General features: G+C 66.8%; 16 protein-coding genes. 7 read left to right on the plus strand and 9 right to left on the minus strand.

Going from position 1 to position 22,993, the window contains the following annotated elements; translation table 11 throughout:
* Positions 1–48: 48 nt before the first annotated feature.
* Positions 49–1,914 (plus strand): type VI secretion system tip protein TssI/VgrG, encoded by a 1,866-nt coding sequence (tssI, locus tag OXS31_RS08580; RefSeq protein ID WP_267398692.1) that lies wholly within the window; start codon positions 49–51, stop codon positions 1,912–1,914.
* Positions 1,915–1,983: 69 nt separating this feature from the next.
* Here the strand turns inward: tssI and tkt are convergent, their stop codons facing one another.
* The 5 genes from tkt to OXS31_RS08605 all read right to left on the minus strand — a co-directional run bounded on the left by tkt (position 1,984) and on the right by OXS31_RS08605 (position 7,570).
* The gene (tkt, locus tag OXS31_RS08585; RefSeq protein ID WP_027603065.1) at positions 1,984–3,981 is read right to left on the minus strand and encodes a transketolase; all 1,998 of its coding nucleotides are present in this window, start codon (positions 3,979–3,981) and stop codon (positions 1,984–1,986) included.
* An 83-nt stretch (positions 3,982–4,064) separates the two neighbouring features.
* Positions 4,065–4,664: a PqiC family protein gene (locus OXS31_RS08590; RefSeq protein ID WP_044341091.1), complete on the minus strand. Its 600-nt coding sequence runs from the start codon at positions 4,662–4,664 to the stop codon at positions 4,065–4,067.
* The gene (locus OXS31_RS08595; protein WP_027598222.1) at positions 4,661–6,307 is read right to left on the minus strand and encodes an MlaD family protein; all 1,647 of its coding nucleotides are present in this window, start codon (positions 6,305–6,307) and stop codon (positions 4,661–4,663) included. The genes OXS31_RS08590 and OXS31_RS08595 overlap by 4 nt, the downstream gene beginning before the upstream one ends.
* Entirely contained in the window at positions 6,291–6,890 is a 600-nt protein-coding gene (locus tag OXS31_RS08600) for a paraquat-inducible protein A (RefSeq protein WP_223855480.1), read from the minus strand. The genes OXS31_RS08595 and OXS31_RS08600 overlap by 17 nt, the downstream gene beginning before the upstream one ends.
* Before the next feature lie 38 nt (positions 6,891–6,928).
* On the minus strand, positions 6,929–7,570 hold the full coding sequence (locus tag OXS31_RS08605; RefSeq protein ID WP_074583526.1) for a paraquat-inducible protein A: 642 nt from the start codon (positions 7,568–7,570) through the stop codon (positions 6,929–6,931).
* Positions 7,571–7,783: 213 nt separating this feature from the next.
* Between OXS31_RS08605 and OXS31_RS08610 the strand changes: the two genes are divergently transcribed.
* The 5 genes from OXS31_RS08610 (at position 7,784) to OXS31_RS08630 (ending at position 14,404) form a co-directional block, all read left to right on the plus strand.
* Complete coding sequence (locus OXS31_RS08610; RefSeq protein ID WP_027603062.1) at positions 7,784–8,782, plus strand: metalloregulator ArsR/SmtB family transcription factor; 999 nt, start codon at positions 7,784–7,786, stop codon at positions 8,780–8,782.
* 116 nt (positions 8,783–8,898) lie between these two features.
* Positions 8,899–10,089, plus strand: coding sequence for a methionine adenosyltransferase (gene metK / locus OXS31_RS08615; RefSeq protein ID WP_027598218.1), 1,191 nt, complete (start codon positions 8,899–8,901; stop codon positions 10,087–10,089).
* 170 nt (positions 10,090–10,259) lie between these two features.
* Positions 10,260–10,889, plus strand: coding sequence for a phosphatase PAP2 family protein (locus OXS31_RS08620; RefSeq protein ID WP_027598217.1), 630 nt, complete (start codon positions 10,260–10,262; stop codon positions 10,887–10,889).
* A gap of 154 nt (positions 10,890–11,043) precedes the next feature.
* Positions 11,044–12,093, plus strand: a complete 1,050-nt coding sequence (locus tag OXS31_RS08625) for a spermidine/putrescine ABC transporter substrate-binding protein (RefSeq protein WP_027598216.1) — start codon at positions 11,044–11,046, stop codon at positions 12,091–12,093.
* Positions 12,080–14,404: a GGDEF domain-containing phosphodiesterase gene (locus OXS31_RS08630; RefSeq protein WP_267398693.1), complete on the plus strand. Its 2,325-nt coding sequence runs from the start codon at positions 12,080–12,082 to the stop codon at positions 14,402–14,404. Before OXS31_RS08625 ends, OXS31_RS08630 begins: the two co-directional genes overlap by 14 nt.
* A gap of 51 nt (positions 14,405–14,455) precedes the next feature.
* On the opposite strand, the gene OXS31_RS08635 is transcribed toward OXS31_RS08630, so the two are convergent.
* The 4 genes from OXS31_RS08635 to thiI all read right to left on the minus strand — a co-directional run bounded on the left by OXS31_RS08635 (position 14,456) and on the right by thiI (position 21,169).
* The gene (locus tag OXS31_RS08635) at positions 14,456–16,393 is read right to left on the minus strand and encodes an autotransporter domain-containing SGNH/GDSL hydrolase family protein (RefSeq protein ID WP_267398694.1); all 1,938 of its coding nucleotides are present in this window, start codon (positions 16,391–16,393) and stop codon (positions 14,456–14,458) included.
* Positions 16,394–17,203: 810 nt separating this feature from the next.
* Complete coding sequence (locus OXS31_RS08640) at positions 17,204–17,593, minus strand: lysozyme inhibitor LprI family protein (RefSeq protein WP_027598213.1); 390 nt, start codon at positions 17,591–17,593, stop codon at positions 17,204–17,206.
* 146 nt (positions 17,594–17,739) lie between these two features.
* Entirely contained in the window at positions 17,740–19,557 is a 1,818-nt protein-coding gene (typA, locus tag OXS31_RS08645) for a translational GTPase TypA (RefSeq protein ID WP_027598212.1), read from the minus strand.
* Between the two features lie 157 nt (positions 19,558–19,714).
* A complete protein-coding gene (gene thiI, locus OXS31_RS08650) occupies positions 19,715–21,169 on the minus strand; it encodes a tRNA uracil 4-sulfurtransferase ThiI (RefSeq protein ID WP_027598211.1) in 1,455 nt (484 codons plus the stop codon).
* Positions 21,170–21,554: 385 nt separating this feature from the next.
* Here thiI and glnA point away from each other — a divergent pair, with 385 nt between their 5' ends.
* Complete coding sequence (glnA, locus tag OXS31_RS08655) at positions 21,555–22,961, plus strand: glutamate--ammonia ligase (protein ID WP_017639449.1); 1,407 nt, start codon at positions 21,555–21,557, stop codon at positions 22,959–22,961.
* The last annotated feature ends 32 nt before the right edge of the window (positions 22,962–22,993 follow it).

Raw genomic sequence — 22,993 nt, forward strand, 5'->3', positions numbered from 1 at the left:
AACCCTGTAGCGCACACTGGAGCTTTCGATTCGCAAGGACGCGATGCGATGTTCAGCTCAGCCAATACCCCGACCTTCACCCTGACGCTGGACGGCGTCGCCCAGGATTTCCAGGTGCTCGCCTTCGACGGCCGCGAGGCCATCGGCCAGCCCTATCGCTTCCAGCTCGAGCTGGTCAGCGAGCGCCCGGACTGGCCGCTGGAAGCGCTGTTGCAGCGGCCCGCCTTTCTCGCCCTGGGTCCGGGTGACCAGGGCATCCACGGCCAGCTCGCCGCCGTGGCCCAGGGCGATACGGGCCGGCGCCTGACCCGCTATCGCGCCGAACTGGTGCCGCGCCTGGCTGCCCTGGCCCACCGCGTCAATTCCCGCATCTTCCAGGGACGCAGCGTGCCCGAGATCCTGGCGCAGCTGCTCGAGGAGCACGGCATCCTCGACGGCGACTATCGCTTCGCCCTGGGGCCAACGCGCTATCCGCCGCGCGACTACTGCGTGCAGTACGGCGAAAGCGATCTGGCCTTTCTCACCCGCCTCTGCGAAGAAGAGGGCCTGCACTTCCACCACCAGCATCGCCGCGACGGTCATGTGCTGGTGTTTGGCGATGACGCCACCGGCTTTGCGCGGCTGGGCGCCACCCGTTATCGACCCGGCAGTGGTCTGGTGACGGACGAACCCGTGATCAGTCGCCTGGCGGTCGGCCTGCAGATCCGCAGCAGCGCCGCGACCCTACGCGATCACGACCCATTGCAACCTCGGCTGCGCCTGCACAGCAATGCGGAAACCGCGGCCCAGCCCGCGCTGGAAGACTATGGCTTTCCCGGCCGCTTCACCGATCGCGCTACCGGCCAGCGCCTGAGCAGCCGGCGCCTGGAGCGCCTGCGAGGGGACGCCGTTCAGGCCGAGGGTGCGAGCGACCAGCCCAGCCTGGTGAGCGGGCATTTCCTGCCGTTGGAACAGCACCCGCGCGCCGACTGGAATCAGCTCTGGTTGCTGACCGAGATCCAGCACCAGGGTCGCCAGCCCCAGGTCCTGGAGCAAGACGCCACCGACGCCATCCCGGCCGACGGCTGGCGCCAGGGCTATCGCAACAGCTTTGTCGCCCGGCCCTGGACGCAGCCCTTCCGCTTGCCCCTGCGCCATCCCAAGCCCAGGCTGCTGGGCGCCCAGAGCGCCGTGGTCACCGGACCGGCCGGCGATGACATCCATTGCGATGCCCTGGGCCGGATCAAGGTGCAATTCCACTGGGATCGACAGGGCCGGGCCGATGAGCGCACCAGCTGCTGGCTGCGGGTCGCCAGCGGCTGGGCGGGTGACGGCCACGGCGCCCTGGCGGTGCCGCGGATCGGCATGGAGGTGCTGGTGGGCTTTCTCGAGGGGGATCCCGACCAACCCCTGGTGATCGGCTGCCTGTACCACGCCGAGCATCGCCCACCGCTGGAGCTGCCCCGGGACAAGACCCGCACCACCTTCAAGAGCCTGAGCAGCCCCGGCGGCGGTGGATACAACGAACTGCGCAGCGAGGATCAAGAGGGTCAGGAAGAGATCCATGTCCATGCCCAGCGCGACTGGGACGAACGCATCGGCCATGATCAACGCAGCGAGATCGGCCACGAGCGTCATGAGCGCATCCGCGGCAACAGCTACAGCGAATTCCACGCCGAGGAACACCGCATCACCCGGGGCGAGCGCCGCAGCGAGGTGCGCGCCGACGACCACCTGGACATCGGCGAGAGTCAGCACCTGCGGCTAGACGGCAGTCTGCTGGTCGAGGCCGGCAGCGAGATCCGGCTCCAGTCCGGCCAGAAGATTGTCCTGGAAGCCGGCGCCCGCCTGACCCTCAAGGCCGGCGGCAGCTTCATGCAGCTGGAGGCTGGCGGGGTCACCCTGGCAGGGCCGAGCATCCGGGTGAATCCCTGAGCAGGCGCTGAATCCCGGGCATAAAAAAGCCACGCCTCAGCGTGGCTTTTTCTATTAGCGCGGCAGGACTCAGTCTTCCAGCAACTCGCCAGCCACCGCCAGGACGTTGTCCAGGGTGAAGCCGAAGTGCTCGAACAGCGCGGCCGCCGGGGCGGATTCGCCGTAGGTGTGCATGCCGATGATGCGCCCGTCGAGACCGACGTACTTGTACCAGAAGTCGGCGATGCCGGCTTCGATGGCGATGCGGGCACCGACTTCCACCGGCAGGACCTGCTGGCGGTACTCGGGGCTCTGGCGGTCGAAGACGCTGGTGCTGGGCATGGAGACCACGCGCACCTGGCGACCTTCGGCGCTCAGGCGCTCGTAGGCCTGCACCGCCAGGCCGACTTCGGAGCCGGTGGCGATGAGGATCAGCTCGGGTTCGCCGACGCAGTCCTTGAGCACGTAGCCGCCGCGGGCGGCGTTGCCCAGGGTGGCTTCGTCACGCACGCTGTGGGCCAGGTTCTGACGCGAGAAGATCAGCGCGCTGGGACCGTCGCGACGCTCCAGGGCCGCGGTCCAGGCGATGGCGGATTCCACCGCATCGGCCGGACGCCAGGTGTCCAGGTTGGGGGTGTAGCGCAGGGAGGCCAGTTGCTCCACCGGCTGGTGGGTCGGACCGTCTTCGCCGAGACCGATGGAGTCGTGGGTGAAGACATAGAGCACCCGCTGCTTCATCAGCGCCGACATGCGCACCGCGTTGCGGGCGTATTCCATGAACATCAGGAAGGTGGCGCCGTAGGGCACCAGACCGCCGTGCAGGGCGACGCCGTTCATGATGGCGCTCATGCCGAATTCACGTACGCCGTAGTGGACATAGTTGCCGCTGGCGTCTTCGGCGGTGACGCCCTTGGCGCCCTTCCACAGGGTCAGGTTGGAGCCGGCCAGGTCGGCGGAACCGCCGAGCAGCTCGGGCAGCAGCGGACCAAAGAACTGCAGGGCGTTCTGGCTGGCCTTGCGGCTGGCGATGGTCTCGCCCTTGGTGGCGACGTCCTGGATGAAGGCGGCGGCGCGCTCGGCGAAATCGGCGGGCAGGTCACCGGCCATGCGGCGCTTGAATTCGGCGGCCAGCTGCGGATGGGCCTGGGCGTAGGCGGCGAAGCGCTCGTTCCACTCGGCCTCGGCGGCGGCGCCGCGTTCCTTGGCGCTCCACTCGGCATAGATGTCGGCGGGGATCTCGAAGGGCGCATGGGACCAGCCGAGCAGTTCGCGGGCGGCCTGGATCTCGTCGTTGCCCAGCGGAGCGCCGTGGCACTCTTCCTTGCCCTGCTTGTGCGGCGCGCCATAGCCGATCACGGTCTTGCAGCAGATCAGGGTGGGCTTGTCGCTCTTGCGCGCGGTGTCCAGGGCGGTCCTGATCTCGTCGGCGTCGTGGCCGTCGACGTTGCGGATCACCTGCCAGCCGTAGCTCTCGAAGCGCTTGGGGGTGTCGTCGGTGAACCAGCCTTCGACCTCGCCATCGATGGAGATGCCGTTGTCGTCATAGAAGGCGATCAGCTTGGACAGGCCCAGGGTGCCGGCCAGGGAGCAGACCTCATGGGAGATGCCTTCCATCATGCAGCCATCGCCCAGGAAGGCGTAGGTGTGGTGGTCGACGATCTGGTGGCCATCGCGGTTGAACTGGGCGGCCATGACCTTTTCCGCCAGGGCGAAGCCCACGGCGTTGGCGATGCCCTGGCCCAGGGGACCGGTGGTGGTCTCGATGCCCGGGGCGTAGCCGTATTCGGGGTGGCCCGGGGTCTTGCTGTGCAGCTGACGGAAATTCTTCAGGTCGTCGATGGACAGGTCGTAGCCGGACAGGTGCAGCAGCGAATAGATGAGCATGGAGCCGTGGCCGTTGGACAGCACGAAGCGGTCACGGTCGGCCCACTGGGGATTGCCAGGGTTGTGCTTGAGCTGATCGTGCCAGAGCACCTCGGCGATGTCGGCCATGCCCATGGGGGCGCCGGGGTGGCCGCTGTTGGCTTTTTGCACGGCATCCATGCTGAGGGCGCGGATGGCGTTGGCTCGATCACGACGGCTGGGCATTGCGGTGTCTCCTGGCAGAGGCAGAGCGAAAGGGCCATCATTCTGGCCCAGCCAGGGCACTTCCAGCAATCGGCGCGGTCGCCTCAGCCCGCCGGGCAGACTGTCGCGCCGTCGGCCACGAAGGCGCGCGCCACCGGTTCGATGCGCCTGGCCAGGGTCGCCAGGGCCTGGCGGTGCGCCGCGACGACCTCGGCATAGGAGGCGCCGGCGGGCTGGCTGATCCGGCTGCCGCAGGTGAGCACCCGCTCCCCGCCCGGCTCGGCCAGGCGCAGGGTCCAGAGCGCGTCCTGCTGGACGCCGCGCCCGGGCTGCGAATCGAAGCGCTGCAGATCCACCTTGATGCGCAGCACCGGGGCGCCGCTGCCGCGCGGGGCATCGCCCAGGTCCAGGGTGCCGAGGTCCCGCGACAGGTCGGCGGACAGGGCGCTGCGCACCTCGTCGGCCAGGGGCGCGATCCAGCGTTCGTTTTCCAGCAGGGCGATGCCGTCGCCCTGGCGCACCACCAACTGCGGCTGATCCACCTGGGGCGGCACCGAGACGCCCTGCAGGGCGAAGCGGAAGTCCGCCGCGCGTGCCTGGCTCGCGGGCTCCGCGGCGCTGGTCAGGGTGTGGTAGTTGAGCGGCGCCTTGGACGAACAGGCGGCCAGCAGCAGGGGCAGAGCCAGGCAGGTCAGGCGCTTCATTGCAGTTTTCCTTTGGCGGGATCGCGGGAGCCCGGTTCGAACTTGGGCGGCGGATCGGTCACCAGACCGCGGATCAGGGATTCCGGATGGCGGCCGAGGTAGTCGCCGAACACGCGCAGGGAACGCGCCATGCGCTGCATCTCTTCCAGGGTCTGGGTCAGATTCTGCTGCACCGGGGAATCCGCGCCGAGGCTCTGGCTGGCGCTGCCGGTGAGTTGCTGCACGCCCATCAGGGTGGTGGTCAGCTGCGGCAGGACCCCGGCGTTGAGCTGCTTGAGGGTGCCGCTGAGCTGCGCCAGGCTGGTGTCGAGATTCTTGCCGATGGAATCGAAGGGGATCTTGTCGATCTTGTTGACGATGCCGGCCATCTGCTCCTGCAGGCGATCGAAGCTGCCGGTGACAGTGGGAATCGACAGCGGCTTGGCCTGGGGATCGAAGGCCACCTTGGGTGCATTGGGCACGAAGTCGACGGAAATGTAGAGCTGGCCGGTCAGCAGGTTGCCGGTACGGGCCTGGGCGCGCAGACCGCGGGCCACCCAGCCGGCGAACAGCTTGCCGTCGCGGTCCTTGGTCTCGATGCGCTTGCCGACGTCGCCCAGCCGCTGGGGATAGATGACCGCGCCGACGATCAGCGAGAAGCGATCCTGGGCGTCCTCGTAGTCGGGGGTCAGGGAGACCACCCGGCCAACGTTCATGCCGAGGAATTCCACCGGCGCACCGGTGGCGAGGCCACGCAGCGACTGCTGGAATCTCATCCGCACATAGAAGGGCTCGCCATCCGGCGGCGCCAGGGCGCTGGCCTGGTCGTCGAACAGGGTGAAACGCTGGTCTTCGTCGGCCTCCTGCGGATCCTTGGGCCATTCGGGGGTGACGAAGGCGATGCCGCCCGCCACCACCGTGGCCAGCGACTGGGTATTGAGCTTGAGGCCGGAGGCGCTGAGCGAGACATCGACCCCGCTGGCGTTCCAGAAGCGGCTGTTGGCGGTGACGAAGCGGTCGTAGGGCGAATCAACGAAGATCTGCGCGCTGACGCCCTTGCCGTCCTGGTTGAGGTGGAAGGACACCACCCGGCCGACCTGGATGCGCCGGTAATAGACCGGCGAGCCGACGTCCAGCGAGCCGATGTCGTCGGCGGTGACGATGAATCTCTTGCCCGAGGCGCCGTGAATCAGCGCCGGCGGCTGCTCCAGGCCGCGGAAGTCGCGATGGGACTCGGTGGAATCGCCGATGTCGGCGCCGATGAAGGCGCCCGACACCAGGGTGTCGACCCCCGAGACGCCATTGACGCCGAAGCGCGGCCGCACCACCCAGAAGCGCGCGTCCTTGGTGGCGAAGCCCTCGGCGGACTTTTCCAGCTCGATGGTGGTGATCACCCGGTTGCGATCCGGTGCCAGCTGGATGTCGCTGACGGTGCCGATCACCACGTTCTTGTACTTGACCTGGGTCTTGCCGGCTTCCAGGCCCTCGGCGGTGAGAAAGGTCACCGTGATGGTCGGCCCGCGCGAGGCCCAGCTGTGGATCACCATGGACAGCCCGATCAGGGCCGCCACGATGGGCACCAGCCAGATCAGCGATACGCTCCAGCGACTGCGGCGTACCTCGGGGGTAGGCGCCAGGGCGTCGGGTTCATGCCTGTCCGTCATCGTTCACCTCTGCATCCCAGATCAAGCGGGGATCGAAACTCATCGCGGCGAGCATCGTCAGCACCACCACGAAACCAAAGAACACGATACCCAGGCGCGGCGCCGCCGAACTCAGGGCACCGAAGTGCACCAGCGCCGAGACCAGGGCCACCACGATCACGTCGAGCATCGACCAGTAGCCGATCAGCTCGACGAAGCGATAGAGCCGGGCGCGCTGGGCGGTGGCCCAGTCGCTGCGGCGCTGGCAACTCACCAGCAGGGTGCCGAGCACCAGAAACTTGATGGAGGGCACCGCCACGCTGGCGATGAAGATCACCAGGGCGACGCCCCAGGAGCCGTTCTCCCAGAATTCGATCACCCCCTCGAGGATGGTGCTTTCCGTGCCGCGGCCCAGGGTACCGGTGAACATCACCGGCAGGGTATTGGCGGGGATATAGAGGATCAGCGCGGCGAGCAGATAGGCCCAGGTCTTGGCATAGACGTTGGGCTTGCGCCGGTGCAGCGCCGAGCCGCAGCGCGGGCAGCCGGCCTTGTGCCGGCGCGGCGCGGTGCAGACCTTGCCGCAGACGTGGCACAGGCACAGGCCGAGTTCGTCGGCGCGCGGCGGCAACTGCGGCGCGCTCAAGACTCGCGCTCCCCGACGGCGTCCCACAGCGGGTGCAGGTCGCGCTTGGCGATGATCAAGAGGACCACCATCAGCCCGACCATGCCGAACAGCCCCAGCCCCACCACCACGTGCAGCAGGCCGGCCAGCTTGATCACCGCCACCAGGGCGCCAAGCACGAAGACCTCGATCATGCTCCAGGGCCGCAGGTAGTGCAGGGTGACCATGGCCGTGGCGAAGCCGGGGGCTCGGCGGCCGAGCTGGGCGAAGCCGAGCACCCAGAGCAGCAGCAGGATCTGCAGCAGCGGCACCACGAACAGGGTCATGGCCACCACCAGCGCCATGGGGCCGGCGAAGCCATGACTCATGGCGACCACCGACTCCAGCAGGGTCGCCTCGCTGTGCAGGCCGCGAAAGCTGAGTTGCAGGATGGGTCCGACATTGGCGATCACGAACAGCACCGCCGCGGCGATCGCCAGCGCCAGCAGACCCTGGATGTCCAGGCGGCTAGCACGATAGAGCAAGGCGCCACAGCGCAGACAGTGCGCCCGCTCGCCAGCGGCGAGCGGCTCCAGGCGATGCACCGAATCGCAGTGCTCGCAGATCACCAGGCGCGTGCCGGCGGCAGGCGCGGAAGGGGACGGTGGCTGGACGGACATGGGTTACCCGGTGACGCTCCTGGAAGAGGGCTGCAGGTTGGACGCGCGAGTCTCGCGGTCGTTACCGCAACGTTGCGAAGACCGCTGAGCAAAAGGCCCCGGCATCTTACCTTCCTCGACGAAGGTATGCGCGGCCCACCGCCATGGACAAGTATCAAAACTTTTTGATGCTTTTCTTGCGAGGCCCGGGACGGGTCTCTAGACTAGCGCCCCATGAATCCGCTCCGCGTGCCGGCGCTCGGCCAAGAACCAGGAGATACCCTCGCCGCCCTGTGCAAGGCCGGCGGCGATCCCCTGCGCCTGAACGTCCTGCGCGCCCTGCACAGCGCCTCCTTCGGCGTGCTGGAACTGGCGCAGATCTTCGCCACCGGCCAGTCCGGCATCAGCCACCACCTCAAGGTGCTGGCCCAGGCGCAACTGGTGGCCACCCGCCGCGAGGGCAACGCCATCTTCTATCGCCGCGCCCTGCCCCGCCCCGGCAGCCTGGGGGGCGCCCTGCACGCCGCCCTGCTCGAAGAGGTGGACGCCCTGGCCCTGCCCAGTGCGGTGCAGACGCGGATCGGCGAGGTGCATGCCCAGCGCGCGGCGGTGAGTCGCGACTTCTTCGCCCGGGTGGCGGAAAAATTCCAGGCCCAGCAGGACCTGATCGCCAGCCTGCCGCAGTATCGCGACGGCCTGCTCAGCCTGCTGGACGCCCTGGCCCTGGATCCGCGTGGCTGCGCCCTGGAAGTGGGCCCGGGCGACGGCGCCTTCCTGCCGGACCTGGCGCGGCGTTTCGCCCGGGTGGTTGCGGTGGACAACAGCCCGGCCATGCTCGAACTGGCGCGCCAGCGCTGCCAGCGTGACGGCCTTGCCCATGTCGAACTGCAACTGGCCGACGCCCTCGCCGAGCCGCTGCCAGCGGCCGACTGCGTGGTCCTCAACATGGTCCTGCACCACCTCGCCGCGCCGGCGGAGGCGCTGCAGCAGCTGGCGCGGCGCGTGGCACCGGGCGGCAGTCTGGTGATCACCGACCTCTGCCCCCACGACCAGACCTGGGCGCGCGCGGCCTGTGGCGATCTCTGGCTCGGCTTCGACCAGGACGAACTGGCGCGCTGGGCCCAGGCCGCCGGCCTGCAGGCGGGCGAAAGCCTCTACCTCGGCCTGCGCAACGGCTTTCAGATCCAGGTGCGCCAGTTCGCGCGCCCGGATCAGGGAAACACCCCGTCATGAGGCCAACCGGCCAGTGGCGGGCGGACCCGACGCTCAAGGGCGTCATGTCCAGCAAGGAAACTGCTGTCTCGACCGGCCTGCGGGCCCCTACCCCTTGGTAATTTAGGAACCATTCGATGAGCGAATATTCCCTGTTCACCTCCGAGTCCGTGTCCGAAGGCCATCCGGACAAGATCGCCGACCAGATCTCCGATGCCGTGCTCGACGCCATCATCACCCAGGACAAGCACGCCCGCGTGGCCTGCGAGACCCTGGTCAAGACCGGTGTGGCCATCGTCGCCGGCGAGGTGACCACCTCCGCCTGGGTCGACCTGGAGCAACTGGTGCGCGACGTCATCGTCGACATCGGCTACGACAGCTCGGACGTGGGCTTCGACGGCGCCACCTGCGGCATCGTCAACATCATCGGCAAGCAGTCGGTGGACATCGCCCAGGGCGTCGATCGCAGCAAGCCGGAAGACCAGGGCGCCGGTGACCAGGGCCTGATGTTCGGCTACGCCTGCAACGAGACCGATGTGCTGATGCCCGCGCCCATCACCTTCTCCCACCGCCTGGTGGAACGTCAGGCCGAAGCACGCAAGTCGGGCCTGCTGCCCTGGCTGCGTCCGGACGCCAAGTCCCAGGTGACCTGCCGCTACGACGGCGGCAAGGTGGTCGGCATCGACGCCATCGTGCTGTCCACCCAGCACAATCCCGAGGTCAAGTACGCCGACCTGCGCGAAGCCGTGATGGAGCTGATCGTCAAGCACGTCATCCCCGCCGAGCTGCTGCACAAGGACACCCAGTTCCACATCAACCCGACCGGCCAGTTCATCATTGGCGGCCCGGTGGGTGACTGTGGTCTGACCGGCCGCAAGATCATCGTCGACAGCTACGGCGGCATGGCCCGTCACGGCGGTGGCGCCTTCTCCGGCAAGGACCCGTCCAAGGTCGACCGCAGCGCCGCCTACGCCGGTCGCTACGTGGCCAAGAACATCGTCGCCGCCGGCCTGGCCGATCGTTGCGAGATCCAGGTGTCCTACGCCATCGGCGTGGCCCAGCCCACCTCCATCTCGATCAACACCTTCGGCACCGCCAAGATCAGCGACGAGAAGATCGTGCAGCTGGTGCGCGAGCATTTCGACCTGCGCCCCTACGCCATCACCACCATGCTCGACCTGCTGCACCCGATGTACCGGGCCACCGCGGCCTACGGTCACTTCGGTCGCCATCCCCAGGAAATCACCGTGGGCGATGACACCTTCACCACCTTCACCTGGGAACGCACCGATCGCGCCGCCGCCCTGCGCGCCGCTGCCGGTCTGTAAGACGCCTCCCGGCAGACAGCCCCGCCACCTCCGGTGCCGGGGCTTTTTTCTGGGTCTGCAACCGGGGTCCCAGCGCTTTCTTGCGCCAGTCCACAGGCTGGCACGGGCGATGCAACCTCTGGGCGTGCGGTGGTCAGAATGCCTCGTCTTCTCCAGGAGTGTGCTTATCCATGTGGCTGTTCATCACCAACTTCGGCGATTCCTCGGTGATGCTTCCCTGCGCAGTGCTGATTGCGCTCTGGCTGCTGGCCGGTCTGTCGGCGCGGGCGGCACTGCTCTGGCTGCTGCTGTTTGGTGCGGCCAGTCTCAGCGTGGCCCTGTCGAAAATCGCCTTCTTTGGCTGGGGCCTGGGCATTCCGCGCCTGGACTTCACCGGCTTCAGCGGCCATTCCATGCTGGTAGGCAGCGTGCTTCCGGTCCTCGGCTGGCTGCTGGCCAGCCGGGCGCGGCCGTCGCTGCGGCTGACCGCGGCCGCCCTGGGCGCACTGTGCGCCCTGCTCATCGCCGTCTCGCGGGTGGTGCTGGGCTATCACTCGATCTCGGAAGTGGTGACCGGCCTGCCCATCGGCTACGCCGCCAGCGGCAGCCTGCTGTGGCTGCTGCGGGGCCAGGAGGTCAACCTCAAGCCGCGTCAGGCCGCGCTGGGCGCCAGCCTGCTGCTGTTGCCCCTGCTGTTGCTGCATGGCACCAATGCGCCCACGCAACGGGTGCTGGAGCGTCTGGCGGTGAAATTCGCCGACGAGCAGAATCCCTGGACCCGCGCCCATCAGCGCGCCGGGGTGGCGCCGCTGCAGAACTGAAGGTCAGAACTCAGCGCGTGCAATAGACGGCGCCCGCGGCTGGCGAATACGCGGATGACTCCTAGACTGGCAAGAGCCCCGACGTTCGCGGGGTGAACGTCAGGGCCTTGCGGCCCCTCCTAGTTAAGTCAGTCCTTGCCGCCGAGTCGTCCGCATGCGCTACTGCCTCCCCCTTGTCTGCAGCCTGGTGCTCACCGGGCTGCCCGCGTCACCCGTGGCGGCTGCCGAGCCCTTGCGGCTCTATACCTGGGAAGGCTATTTCAGCGACACCCTATTGCAGCGCTGGGCCAAGGCTCATTCGCCCGTGCAGGAAATCCATTTCGACAGTAGCGACGTGCGCGATGCCACCCTGGCACGCGGCGATGCCGATCTCGACCTGGTGGTGATCAACGAGGTCAGCGCCACCCGCCTCGGCCAGGACGGCCTGCTGATGCGCATCGATCCCCAGCGCCTGCCCCATCTGAGCGAGCTCGATCCGCGCTGGCGCCAGAGTTGCGGCGACTATGCCGTGCCCTACGTCTGGGGCACCCTGGGCCTGCTCTACCGCAGCGATCGCCTGGCCCAGGCGCCCTCGTCCTGGCAGCCGCTGCTGCAGCCGGAGCCGGCCCTGCACGGCCATATCGCCATGCTCGAAGACCATGACGACCTGCTGGTGGCCCCGCTCATCACCCTGGGCGCCGCCATCAACAGCGACGATCCCGAGTTGCTCAGACGCAGCTTCGCGCTGCTCAAGGCCCAGGCCCCGGCGGTGCTGACCTATCAATACGTGGTCAGCGCCCTGCACAATCCGGCCTACAGCGATCGCATCGAGCTGGCGCTGGGCTATAGCGGCGACCAGCACCTGCTCAATGCCGCGACGCCCGGGCAGCCCTGGCGCTTCGTCACGCCGCGCGAGGGCAGCCTGCTGTGGGTGGACTGCGTGGCCCTGCTCAGCAGCTCACGGCACCAGGCCGCCGCCTGGCGCTTCATCGATTTCCTCAACGAACCGCGCAATGCCGTGCTGGCGACCGAGGACCTGCACCTGGCAACCCCCAATGCCGGCGCCCTGCGGCTGCTGTCGGCAGACCTGCGTCAGGATCCCAGCCTGTTTCCCCCCGATGAGGTGCTCGCCCGCAGCCAGGTCTTTCGCGAAGGTCCGCCCGACACCTTCCAGACCCGGCAACGCATCGGCAGTGCTCTGGTAGGTCGCCATGACGCTCAATAGACGCGCCCTGCTGCTGATCCTGCCGGTCGCCCTGCTCTGCAGCCTGACCCTGGTGGGCCTGGGCTACACGGTCCAGCGCGAAGCGGTGATCGGCCTCGAACGCTCGCGGGTCAACCATGACCTGGCGGCGCTGGAAACCACCTATCGCGAGTACGACCACTTCAGCCGCAACCTGCTCTATGCCCTGTCCAACAGCGCCGCCCTGGGCAACTTCCTGCGACAGACCGAGGTGCCCTATCGCAACGAAGCCCTGGGTACCCAGCTGCAACTGGCGGTGCGCCAGCTGGCCGGCGACGATGCGCCCAGCCATATCTCCCTGGCCATCGCCCGCCCCGACCTCAGCCTGGCCTACTACTACGAACGCAGTGGCGATCCCTTCGCCCAACTGAGCGCTGCCCAGCGACAACTGCTCGAACGCCTGGCCCAGGAGCCGAGCGGTCCGCTGGAGCGGCGCGACTATCTGCTCGACGAACAGGGGCGATCACTGCTGGTGGCGACCACTTCACTGCTGCCGAGCACCGCCGGACCGCCCCTGCCGGGTCAGCGCGGGCTGGCGATGACGCTGCAACTGGCGGTCAGCCCGGACCGGATGGAGGCCATGCGCCGTACCCTCGAGCAAAGCTATGGCGCGCCCCTGGAATTCAGCCGGACGCTGCCCGCCCGCACCAGCGATTTCACCGCCGTCGAGCGCCTGTCGCCCGATCTCTATGTACGCCTGACCCCGGATCCGGGGCACCTGGACCGGGAATTGCGCCGTCTGGCGATCGCCTACTTCAGCGGCGGCCTGCTGGTGACCCTGGCCTGCATCCTGGTCCTGATCCTGCTGATCCGCCGCTATATCACCCGGCCCATCGCGCGGCTGGACAGTCAGCTCACCGAGGTGCTGGAAGGCCAGCGCCAGGCCCTCGAAACCGGCGACGAACCCGGCGAGATCGGCCATCTGGGCGCCAACATGAAGCGCCTGCACGACAACAACCTGGCCATCCTGGCGCAGTTGCGCACGGCCCTGCGCACCGACGTCCTCACCCAGATCGGCAATCGTCGCTACTTCCAGCTCATGGGTGAATCCTGGCTGGCGGGCAAGCCGGACGGCCGCCATATCGCCCTGCTCTATTTCGGCCTCGATCACTTCAAGTCGGTGAACGACAGATTCGGCCACGAAGTGGGCGATGAGCTGCTGCAGGCCGTGGCCCGGCAGACCCAGCAGCAGCTGGAAGCCTATCAGGCGGGCAACGAGCTGGTGTTCACGCGCCTGGCGGGCGATGAATTCGCCATCCTGCTGCGCGGCCCGGCGGCGGCGACCGACGCCCTCGCCCTGGGCCAGCAGCTGCAGCAGAACCATGACAACGGCACCCTGGTTGGCGAGCGGCGCTATGCGGTGACCCTGAGTATCGGCCTGGCGACCCCCGAGGCCCCGCTGGACCTGGCCGACCTGCTGGCCCAGGCCGACCTGGCCCTGGAGCGGGCCAAGAACGAAGGCGGCAACCGCCTGGTGCACTTCACCCCGGAACTGGCCGCGCGCCAGCGCCGCCAGGATCTGCTGGACGAGCACCTGCGGCGCATGAACCCGGACGAGGAATTCCATCTCGTCTACATGCCGGCGGTCGACAGCAACGGCCAGGTGCGTTCCGCCGAAACCCTGCTGCGCTGGAATTCGCCACGCCTCGGCCCGGTATCACCGGCGGAATTCATCCCCATCGCTGAACGCCAGGGGCATTTTCGCTGGATCGATCGCTGGGTCGTGGACCAGGCCTGCCGCGAATACCCGGCGCTGCAGGAGGTGCTGGGCAGCGACCTGGTGCTGTCCATCAACCTGTCGTCGGCGCAACTGGACCAGGCCGACATCGTGCCCTATCTGCGCGAGCGGGTCCGCCACCACCGTGTCGATCCGGCCCGCCTGGAACTGGAATTCACCGAGACCTTCGCCGCCGAGCTGAACGAGCGGACCCTGGGGCTACTGCATGAATTGCGCGCCGAGGGCTTTCGCGTGGCCATCGACGACTTCGGCGTCGGCTACACCTCGATCCAGCAGGTCACCGACTATCCCGCCGACACCATCAAGTTCGACCGGCTCATCGTCGAGCGCCTCAGCCAGCCCGGCAACCAGGCCAGCCTGGATGCGCTCATCGCCTTCTGCCATGCCCGCGACGCCCAGGTGATCGCCGAGGGCGTGGACACCGAACTCAAGCAGCTCTGCCTGCAACAGGCCGGTTGCGATCTTCTGCAGGGCTTTCTGGTCTGCCCGCCGCGCCGTCTGGACGAATTGCGCGACTGGCAGCGCCAGCGCCTGGGCGATCCCAGCCGGGTCTAGCCGCAATGCCCGCTGACACCCTGTCAGCGAGCCTTGCCCGCAGCGCGGCGGTTAGAAGTCCAGTGACAGGCCCAGGCCCACGCCCTGCTGATGGCTATCGCCCGCGCCGGCATAGCTGTAGCCACCGCGCAGGGTCAGTTCCGGGGTCAGCCGCTGGACCACGCCCAGACTCAGCCGGGTGCGGCCGCTGTCGGGCTGGTAGCCGTCCAGGGTGTAGTCCAGACCCGGCACGCTGTTCAGGCGCATGGTCACGTCGCGGGTGCCATCGGCGAATTCCCGCTCGCGGCCCAGGTCGGCGAACAGCGCCGTGGCCGGGGCGAGTTGCCAGCGCCCCTGCAGACCCAGCCCCAGCCGCCGCGAGGTGCTCGACTGGTCGTCGAACTCCAGCGCCGTGGCGTCGTTGCCGCGCTCGCGATAGCCATCCACCTGGACGCGGGCATAGTCGGCGCTGAGATAGGGACTCAGGTGCCAGGGACTGCCGGCCGCCGCCAGGTCGTAGCCCAGCCGCGCCGAGAGGGCGCGCAGATCGCCGTCGGTGTCGCCCTGCTCGCTGCGGGTGGTCGGGCCGAGGGCGAAACGGCGGCTCAGGTCGTCATAGTCCAGCCGGCCACCGGTGGCGGTGAGATCGCCCCAGAGGCGCTCGCCCTGGTACTGGGCGAAGGCGCTGAGAAGATAGCTGTTGAGGCGATAGCTGGAATCGGCCGCGCCGGGCTCCAGGCGCTGGCGCGCGACACCGGCGGCCACGCCGAGGCGCCATTCCTCGCTGAGCCGATAGCTGCCACCCAGGTCCAGGCTGTAGCCGTTGCCATCGCCGCCGGCGGTGCTGCGCTGGTCGTCGACGTCCAGGCGCCGCGCGCTGGTATCCACATAGCCCTGCCAGCGCCCCACCGGCTGCCAGGCATGCCAGTCGCCCAGCCAGCGCTGGTGCAGGCCGTCCTGGTGCGCCCTGAGCGTGGACTGGGCCATCTCCGGCAGCAGCGTGATCTCCCAGGGCGCCGCCAGCAGCGAATAGGCGTAGTCGGCGATCAGCCGCTGGCCGGTGATGGTCGGGTGGACGCGATCGTTGAACAGCAGCTGGCTGGGATCGGCCGCCGCCGCGCCCAGGCCATAGGTGGGGTTGCGGGTGCAGCTGTCGCCGCTGAAGCAGGTGCCGGTCAGATTCTGCCCGCTGGCCAGGCCATAGCGGCCCGGCTCGGCCACCACCTCGGCCAGCAGCTGGGGCACGTTGAGACCGATGATCTCGGCGTCGATGCCGGCCAGGCGTGCCACCAGCGCCTGGTTGTAGACGCGACTCAGGGCCGAGCTGGCCGCCTGTTGCGGCGAACCGGCCAGGGCCGGGGTCTGACCGATGTCGGGCAGCAGCCAGACCACCATATAGCGGGCGCCGGCCTGCTGCAGCGCAGCCACGCCGTCACCCAGGCGATTGGCCGCGGCCGCTGCGGTGGCCGGCGAGGTGACCAGTCCCTGGAGGAAGTCGTTACCCCCGCCGCTGATATAGAACAGGGTGTTGGGATCCAGGCTCAGTCCCTGGCTGGCGAGGCCGGGCAGGTAGCCGTCACGGCTGCGCAGGGTCAGGCCACCCACCGCCACCACCGAACCGTTGCGAGCGGTGATGGAATCGCGGATCTGCGCCGTGGTGTAGCCACCCGTGGCCCAGTTGTCGCCATCGCTCAGGCCGATCCGCTGATTGATCAGCGAGGTCGAGGCGTCCAGGGTACGGACATCGAAGCCCAGTTGCTGGCCGAGCAGGATCGAGGACACCGGTCCGGTCACCGCGCCGCTGGCCGGGCTGTAGCCGGGACCGACGCGGTTGGTGAATCTGAGGCTGGCGCCCGTGACCCCGGTATCGGGAAATTGCCCGGCATCGAGCAGGCTGTCGCCGAACACGGTGAAGCCACTGTAGGGATTGGGAGCCGCCTGGGCGGTTGCCGCGAGCGCCGTGGCCAGGGCGATGGCCAGCGGCAGGCGTTGCCTGAGGAAAGATGTCATGCCTGCATCCTTGATTGTTGTTATCGGGGCACGCGTCAGGGCGTGTGGCCCCACGCTAGACGGTTTTTGTGACGTTGTATCTGGGTGTAAACAAAAACCTGGAAGACATTTGTTCGGCTTGAACGGCAGGTCAGAGGGCTGTCGGCAATTCGACCGGAGCGGCCTGCCATGACTGTCGAGTCTGCTGGTCAATCCGTGGGCGCTCATCGGAACGATGAGGCTGATCGCCCGCTCGGATAGCCCCCTCTCCCCCGGGGGAGAGGTTGGGGTGAGGGCCCCCTGACAGTGAGCCCAGTGGAAAAGGCTGCGCCGTTTTCCACGCTACGGTTTTCTCCGGGACGATGACGGCGAGCGCCTACTCGGATAGCCCCCTCTGCCCCGGGGGAGAGGGTTGGGGTGAGGGCCCTGGCAGCAAGCCCAGTGGAAAAGGCTGCGCCGTTTCCACGCTACGGTTTTATCCGGGGCGATGACGCCGAGCGCCCGCTCGGATAGCCCCCTCTCCCCCTGGGAGAGGGTTGGGGTGAGGGCCCTGGCAGCGAGCCCAGTGGAAAAGGCTGCGCCGTTTTCCAGGCTACGGTTTCATCCGGGGCGATGACGCCGAGCGCCCGCTCGGATAGCCCCCTCTGCCCCGGGGAGAGGGTTGGGGTGAGGGCCCCCTGGCAGCGAGCCCAGTGGAAAAGGCTGCGCCGTTTTCCAGGCTACGATTTTCTCCGGAGCGATGACGCCAAGCGCCCGTTCCGGATAGACCCCTCTCCCCCCGGGAGAGGGTTGGGGTGAGGGAACGGCGCGCCCCCTATCCCGCCAGCTACCTCACTGCCCCAGCTTGCCCGCCTCGCAACCGGTGCTGGCGCATTCGCGCAGGCGCTCCTTGAGCACCTCCAGACGGCTGTCGGTCAGGCTGACGGCGCAATCCAGATTGACGAAGTAGCCATCGGCTTCCTCGCGGGCGCACTGGCTGTCGCGCTGCTTGATCCAGGCCAACTGGCTCTGTTTGAGCACGGCCTGCTGATCGGCCGGCAGCTGCTTACGCAACTCGCCATAGGTCTGGTTCAGCGACTTGTCGCTCTGGGCGAACAGGTTGCTGGCGCAGTAGACGGTATCGAAGGCATTGCGCGGCGTGCCGCAACCGGCGGCCTGGGCCGTGGCGAAAACGCTGAGACCGCTCAGGGTCAGGGCGGCGGCGAGGGTAGTCTTGAGCATGGCAGCATCCTGCAGAAGGGGCCGTCCCGAATGGCGCGGCCGTGGGATAAACGCTAGCAGAGCCGCCAGTCGTGCGCGTAGCAGGCTCTGAAAAACCGGCAACAAAAAAGCGCCCGAAGGCGCTTTCCTGCATCACCCGGACGGGATCAGACCTTGGAACGCTCGAAGCGCTTGCGGTCGTTTTCGTTCAGGAACTTCTTGCGCAGACGGATGGACTTGGGCGTCACTTCCACCAGCTCGTCGTCGGCGATGAATTCCAGCGCCTGTTCGAGGGTGAACTTGATCGGCGGCACCAGGGCGATGACTTCGTCCTTGCCCGAGGCGCGCATGTTGTCCAGCTTCTTGCCCTTGGTGGGGTTGAGCACCAGGTCGTTGTCACGGCTGTTGATGCCGCACAGCTGGCCTTCGTAGATCTCGTCGCCCGGAGCCAGGAACAGCTTGCCGCGGCTCTGCAGGGTTTCCAGCGAGTAGGTCAGGGCGGTACCGGTGGCCATGGACACCAGCACGCCGTTCTGACGGTTGCTCACTTCGCCGGCCTTGATCGGGCCGTAGTGGCTGAAGGTCGAGGTCAGGATGCCGCTGCCCGAGGTCAGGGTCAGGAAGTTGTTGCGGAAGCCGATCAGGCCACGCGCCGGGATGGTGTATTCCAGGCGGATACGGCCCTTGCCGTCGGGGATCATGTTGGTCAGATCGCCCTTGCGCAGACCCATCTGCTCCATCACCGAGCCCTGGTGCTGCTCTTCGATGTCGATGGTGACGTTCTCGTAGGGCTCCTGCTTCTCGCCGTCCTTCTCGATGATCACCACTTCCGGACGGCCCACGGCCATCTCGAAGCCTTCGCGGCGCATGTTCTCGATCAGTACCGACAGGTGCAGCTCGCCACGCCCGGAGACCTTGAACTTCTCGGCGGACTCGCCCGGCTCGACGCGCAGGGCCACGTTGTGCAGCAGTTCCTTGTCCAGACGGTCCTTGATGTTGCGGCTGGTGACGAACTTGCCTTCACGACCGGCGAACGGCGAGTCGTTGACCTGGAAGGTCATGCTCACGGTGGGCTGGTCGACGGTCAGCGGCGGGCGGGCTTCGACGTTCTGCGGATCGCACAGGGTGTCGGAGATGAACAGCTCGTCCATGCCCGAGACGCAGACGATGTCGCCGGCTTCGGCTTCGGCCACTTCCACGCGCTGCAGGCCGGAGTGGCCCATGATCTTGAGGATACGACCGTTGCGCTTGCTGCCGTCGTCGCTGATGGCCACGACCGGGGTGTTGGCCTTGATGCGGCCACGGGCGATACGGCCGATGCCGATCACGCCGAGGAAGCTGTTGTAGTCCAGCTGGGAGATCTGCATCTGGAAGGGACCGTCCAGATCGACCTGGGGAGCCGGTACGTGGTCGACGATGGCCTGGAACAGGGCATCCATGTTGTCGTCCATCTTCTCGTGGTCCAGGCCGGCGATGCCGTTCAGGGCGCTGGCGTAGACGATCGGGAAGTCCAGCTGCTCATCGGTGGCGCCGAGGTTGTCGAACAGGTCGAAGATCTGGTCGATGACCCAGTCCGGACGCGCGCCGGGACGGTCGATCTTGTTGACCACCACGATCGGACGCAGGCCGGCCTTGAAGGCCTTCTGGGTCACGAAGCGGGTCTGCGGCATGGGGCCGTCCTGGGCGTCGACCACCAGCAGCACGGAGTCGACCATGGACATCACGCGCTCCACCTCGCCACCGAAGTCGGCGTGGCCGGGGGTGTCGACGATGTTGATGTTGTAGTCCTTCCACTTCAGCGCGGTGTTCTTGGCCAGGATGGTGATGCCGCGTTCCTTTTCCTGGTCGTTGCTGTCCATCACCCGCTCGTTTTCCGCTTCTTTGCGGTCCAGGGTGCCGGACAGGCGCAGCAGCTTGTCGACGAGGGTGGTCTTGCCATGGTCGACGTGCGCGATGATGGCGATGTTGCGTAGATTCTCGATCACAGTGGTGTTCTCGGTATAGAAATGAAGGAGCTTCAGCCAGCAGGCTGACAGCCGGAGATTGCAAAGGCGCGAAACGCGGCCGACCGGTACGTGGCCGGAGGGCTAGAAGAGGTCGGGAGGGCGGTGGCGGATACTGCCACCCAGCAGGCCCGGCTGCTTAGGCCGGACGATAAACGCGCACATTGGCGTGCCCTTCGGTGAGCAGGTGATGGGCGTGCAGCCGGCTCATCACCCCGCGGTCGCAATAGAGTAGGTACTGGCGATTCTCGTCCAGTTCCTTGAAACGGCTGTTCAGCGCGAAGAACGGCATGGCCTGCACCTCGATGCCGGGCAGCTCCAGCGGCTGGTCTTCCTGGGCATCGGGATGGCGGATGTCCACCACGATCTGACCTGGCAAGGGCTGTGCCAGCTCTTCGACCTGCACGTCCTTGCCCAGCTCTTCGATCACCTTGTCGACGGTGATGAAGCGCGCACGTTCCAGGGCGGCGTCGAGCACCGCCAGGTCGAACTTGCCTTCCTCGTGCTCCACCCGCAGGGCCTTGGCCTTGGTGGTGGGATTCACCGAGATGATGCCGCAGTATTCGGGCATGTGCTTGGCGAAGTCGGCGGTGCCGATGCGCTGGGCGGTATCGATGATGTCCTGCTTGTGGCTGGCCAGCAGCGGGCGCAGCACCAGGGTATCGGTGGCCTTGTCGATCACCGCCAGGTTGGTCAGGGTCTGGCTGGAGACCTGGGAGACGGCTTCGCCGGTCACCAGCGCCTCGATCTGCAGCTGTTCGGCGATGCGACTGGCCGCGCGCAGCATCATGCGCTTGAGGATGACCCCCATGTGGCTGTCGTCGCACTGGGTGAGGATCTGCCCCACCACTTCCTCGAAGGGCACGCTGATGAACAGCACGCGCTGGGAACGCCCGTACTTCTCCCAGAGATAGTGGGCCACTTCCATCACGCCCAGCTCGTGGGCGCGTCCGCCGAGATTGAAGAAGCAGAAATGGCTGACCATGCCGCGTCTCATCATCTGGTAGGCGGCCACGGTGGAGTCGAATCCCCCGGACATCAGCACCAGCACCTGCTCCAGCGCGCCAAGCGGATAGCCGCCCAGCCCTTCGTGGTGCTCGTCGATGATGAACAGCTGCTGGTCGCGGATCTCCAGGCGGACGTTCACCTCGGGATTCTTCAGGGCGATGCCGGCGCCGCCGCAGCGTTCACGCAGACCGCCACCGACATGGCGCTCCACGTCCATCGAGGAGAAGTCGTGGCGACCGGCGCGCTTGCAGCGCACCGAGAACACCTTGCCGCGCACGCGCTCGCCGAAGTGGCGTACGCACAACTCGAGAATCGAGTCGAAATCGCCCAGCGGATACTCGTGCACCTCGAGGAACTGGCCGATGCCCGGAGTGCAGGCCAAGCGCTGCTTCATTTCCGCCAGCAGCCGCGGCTCGTCGAGCGCGGTCTCCAGGGTGATGTTGTCCCACACCCCTTCCACGCGGACATCCGGATCCAGATCGCGCAGCACGACACGAATGTTCTTCACCAGCTGGCGAATGAAATTCTTGCGCACCGGGCGACTCTTGATGGTGATTTCCGGAAAGACCTTGATGATGAGCTTCATGAGCGGGAAACGGGGGGCGGGCAACGCGAAAGAAAAGGGCGAATATGATACCTGAAAACCACCCGGCACTCGAATTCGCCCGACAAAATCACCCAAGGCGCCATTAAGGTGCATACGCCGAATTAAGCGCACCAAATTGGTGCCTGAATACGGCCTCCATTGACCTGAAAACGGCACAACAGGCGCCAGGACGGCCCTCCAGCCCATTTAGGGGCACTGGCATACAACTTGCTCTCTTGTGAGGCAGCCGCCCCTGGGCCAGCATAGGGCGCTTTTCGTGGAACGCCGGTCGCTGACCAGGCAGTACGGGAGCGCCCCTCAAGGGCACAGCTGATACCGGGAGTACCGCCAACCGCTCCCGGCCGAAATTCCTCTGGAGGAAACCATGTCGAAGGCTGTTCAACTGATCAAAGAAAACGACGTGAAGTGGGTAGACCTGCGCTTCACCGACACCAAAGGCAAGCAGCAACACGTCACCATGCCGGCGCGTGACGCGCTGGACGAAGACTTCTTCGCCCACGGCAAGATGTTCGACGGCTCCTCCATCGCCGGCTGGAAAGGCATCGAAGCCTCCGACATGATCCTGCTGCCCGACGACAGCACCGCCGTTCTGGATCCCTTCACCGAAGAGCCGACCCTGATCCTGGTCTGCGACATCATCGAACCCTCCACCATGCAGCCCTACGAGCGCGACCCCCGCGGTATCGCCCGTGCTGCCGAGGAATACCTGAAGTCCACCGGCATCGGCGACACCGTGTTCGTCGGCCCGGAGCCCGAGTTCTTCATCTTCGACGAAGTGAAGTTCAAGTCGGACATCTCCGGCTCCATGTTCAAGATCTTCTCCGAGCAGGCTTCCTGGAACACCGATGCCGACTTCGAGTCCGGCAACAAGGGCCACCGTCCGGGCGTCAAGGGCGGCTACTTCCCGGTACCGCCGGTCGATCACGACCACGAAATCCGTACCGCCATGTGCAACGCCCTGGAAGAGATGGGCCTGGTCGTGGAAGTCCACCACCACGAAGTGGCGACCGCTGGCCAGAACGAGATCGGTGTGCAGTTCAACACCCTGGTCAAGAAGGCCGACGAGACCCAGACCCTGAAGTACGTCGTGCACAACGTGGCCGACGCCTACGGCAAGACCGCCACCTTCATGCCCAAGCCCCTGTACGGCGACAACGGCTCCGGCATGCACGTGCACATGTCCATCTCCAAGGATGGCAAGAACACCTTCGCTGGCGAAGGCTATGCCGGTCTGTCCGATACCGCCCTGTACTTCATCGGCGGCATCATCAAGCATGGCAAGGCGCTGAACGGCTTCACCAACCCGTCCACCAACAGCTACAAGCGTCTGGTGCCCGGCTTCGAAGCCCCGGTCATGCTGGCCTACTCGGCCCGTAACCGCTCCGCCTCCATCCGTATCCCCTATGTGTCGAGCCCGAAAGCCCGCCGCATCGAGGCTCGCTTCCCGGATCCGGCTGCCAACCCCTACCTGTGCTTCGCCGCCCTGCTGATGGCCGGCCTGGACGGTATCCAGAACAAGATCCACCCCGGCGATGCCGCCGACAAGAACCTGTACGATCTGCCGCCGGAAGAAGGCAAGAAGATCCCGCAGGTCTGCGGCAGCCTGAAGGAAGCCCTGGAAGCCCTGGACGCCGGTCGCGCGTTCCTGACCAAGGGCGGCGTCTTCACCGACGAGTTCATCGATGCCTACATCGAGCTGAAGTCCGAGGAAGAGATCAAGGTGCGTACCTTCGTGCACCCGCTGGAATACGACCTGTACTACAGCGTCTGATCCCGCTGCGGTTAGGCAAGAGGCCTCCTTCG

The organism is Pseudomonas sp. GM_Psu_1 (assembly GCF_026544185.1).
Lineage (GTDB): Bacteria > Pseudomonadota > Gammaproteobacteria > Pseudomonadales > Pseudomonadaceae > Chryseomonas > Chryseomonas oryzihabitans.